Source organism: Rhizobium mongolense USDA 1844 (genome assembly GCF_000419765.1).
GTDB lineage: Bacteria > Pseudomonadota > Alphaproteobacteria > Rhizobiales > Rhizobiaceae > Rhizobium > Rhizobium mongolense.
The window spans coordinates 1-2631 of sequence record NZ_ATTQ01000081.1; the positions used below are offsets into that span (position 1 = coordinate 1).

Annotated in this window: 3 protein-coding genes and 1 pseudogene; all 4 read left to right on the forward strand. The window is 58.0% G+C overall.

Annotated features, from left to right (window positions below; genetic code table 11):
- Positions 1-428: 428 nt before the first annotated feature.
- A pseudogene (locus A3C3_RS47810) lies at positions 429-527 on the forward strand (nitrogen fixation protein FixA); the annotation flags it as partial.
- A gap of 322 nt (positions 528-849) precedes the next feature.
- Entirely contained in the window at positions 850-1419 is a 570-nt protein-coding gene (locus A3C3_RS40950; protein WP_022719503.1) for a peroxiredoxin family protein, read from the forward strand.
- Positions 1416-1667, forward strand: a complete 252-nt coding sequence (locus A3C3_RS0137165) for an acyl carrier protein (RefSeq protein ID WP_022719504.1) — start codon at positions 1416-1418, stop codon at positions 1665-1667. Before A3C3_RS40950 ends, A3C3_RS0137165 begins: the two co-directional genes overlap by 4 nt.
- The coding region (locus A3C3_RS0137170; protein ID WP_022719505.1) for an acyl-CoA dehydrogenase family protein at positions 1667-2631 on the forward strand (965 nt) is incomplete at its 3' end. The genes A3C3_RS0137165 and A3C3_RS0137170, both read left to right, overlap by 1 nt.

The following is a 2631-nucleotide window of genomic DNA, read 5'->3' on the forward strand; positions in this document are numbered from 1 at the left end:
GCTTGCGCACGCCCGAAAGCCGTCCGCCGCAAGGCAGCCACGCCATAGTCAGCCGTTTCAAAGATCCCCATCCGTTCAGTTCCACATCCGTGCACGAACGCCCCTCACGTGGCCACATTCAAACAACGTGACAACGCCGGCCGCCGACATGGGGGATTGTTCAAATCTCCCCGCTCGTAGCGCAGCCTTCATGACTTATCCGATTGAAGCCTATCGGACCGCCTCTCCAATGCAGTAATCGCGGGCGGATTGCGACACGACATGTCGGCAGCCCTACAAAACCAATCCCGGAGGCTTACCGGCGCAACCTGACTGGCACGAGTAATGCTCAGAGTAAGCCGGGTCGCTACAGACCTAATCCGACTTTGGGAGATCAAACGACTATGCACACCGTGGCCTGTATCAAACGAGTGCCGGACATTCAGGCGCCTTATATCGTCTTTACCGGAAAGCAGACAATTGATGGTGACCCGGCCCAGGTGGGACCCGGAATTGCAAAGAGGCTAAACCCCCGGCACCTGACTTACAGGCGTCGCTTGCACAACCCTACGGCGTCTAACGCGGAGAAGCATAATCGGTGTTCAAGACTAATGGGAACTCTTTAATGACCTCCATCTGCATCAAGGCTCGGTGATGTCACGCGGGGACATCTCCACGCCCTCAAAAGAAGGACACTATCGCAATGGCCCGCACCCGCAGAAGCCATTTCAGAAGACCAGATCACAAGCGTGTATTGTCCAACAGATGGAACATGCGCCGCGTTTCGAAATCGAAGCAACTCGAGCTGATCCTTAACACGCTCATTCCTGGCGCACGAAGCGCCGGATAAAACGCTGGTGGAGAATAAAAATGACCTCTGGTTTAGGCATAGACTCTCGAGCTCCGTCAATCAACGTGCAGCACTGGCTGCGCGGCGATCCGCTTTCCAACTTCCAGCCCGGCAAGATATACATCCTTGAGTTCTTTTCGACTACCTGCAGTGGTTGCGGGCCGGCGCTGTCCGACGCGGCGCAGCTGCAGGAGGAATTCAGCGACATGGGAGTTGAGGTCATCGGGGTCGCAGCAAATGAGGAAGCTACAACGGCTGACGAGGCCAGAGCTCAGGTGGACGCATGGGTAACCAAATGGCTCCCGAATACGAACATACGGATCGCGTTCGACCACTCAGGCGAAATGGCTAAGCATTGGCTGGATGCCAGCCTGACTTTCCATGTTCCACAGGCGTTCATTGTCGACCGAGACGGTAGCATCGCCTTTATCGAAGATTCGAACTCACTCGAGGACGTTCTGCCAAAAGTGATTGACGGCAGTTGGCGCGAGAACTTCGTCACTGCATACAAATACGAACGTTGCGTCGCTGGCGAAAGATTGCCGATGAACGCCGGTTCGAGATCTGAGAATCTTGGAGTTATGAGATGAAAAAGACAATCCGCGACCTCGTAGCCAAATTCGGCAAGCTTCCGGTAGCGATCGACCAGGTTGGCGACGATGCCGATCTTTATGCGGCAGGTTTGACGTCCTTTGCTTCCGTGCAGCTGATGCTTGGCATCGAAGAGGCCTTCGACATCGAATTTCCCGACAATCTCCTGAACCGCAAATCCTTCGCGAGCATCTCGGCCATCGCCAGGACCGTCGATCTCATCCGGGACAGCAGGGAGGACGCCTGATGAATTTCTCCGTCAAGATCATGCAGGACGGTCTTGTCGCAAGGGTCGCCCGCGTTGCCGAAGTCGCGGCCAAACACGCGGATGCCGTCGATCTCGATGGCCGCTTTCCCCGGGAAGCCGTGGATGCGATGAAGGCCGAAAGGCTGCTCGGCATCCAGGTGCCGCGCCGTCTCGGCGGTGAATCGGCCTCGATCACCGAGATCGCCGAATTGTGTTCGATGCTCGGCCAAGCATGTGCGGCAAGCGCCATGGTCTTCGCCATGCACCACATCAAGCTGTCGAGCCTCGTCGAACACGGCGCCGACAGCGAATGGCACTGCGGCTTCATGCGTCGCATCGCTGCCGATCAATTGCTGATCGCGTCCGCCACCACTGAGGGCGGAATCGGCGGAAACCTGCGCAACAGCATTTGCGCGGTGGAAGTCGACGGCGATACCTGTCGCCTCGAAAAGAATGCAACCGTCATTTCCTACGGCTCGCATGCCGATGCCATCCTCATCACCTCGCGTGCCCACCCGCAGGCAGCCTCCTCCGATCAGTTGCTGACGGCCTTCCTCAAGGACCAGTACACGCTCGAGAAAACGCATGCCTGGAACACGCTCGGCATGCGCGGCACCTGCTCCGACGGCTTCCTCTTCAAGGGGCAAGCGCCGGCCGCACAGATCTTGCCCAAGCCTTTTGCGGAAATCGCTGCACAGTCGATGCTTGCCTCCTCGCATCTGCTGTGGAGTGGTGTGTGGTATGGCATCGCGGTTGACGCCGTTTCCCGCGCGCAGGCTTTCGTGCGCGCCGCCGCCCGTAAATCTCCTGGTGTTCCGCCCCCCGGTGCGCTGCGGCTCGCCGAAGTCTCCACCCTGCTGCAGATGGTAAAGTCGAACGTCGTGGCGGGTCTCAAGGCTTACGAAGATGCCAAGTCCGATCCGGACAAGCTTTCCTCGATGGGCTTTGCGGTGGCCATGAACAA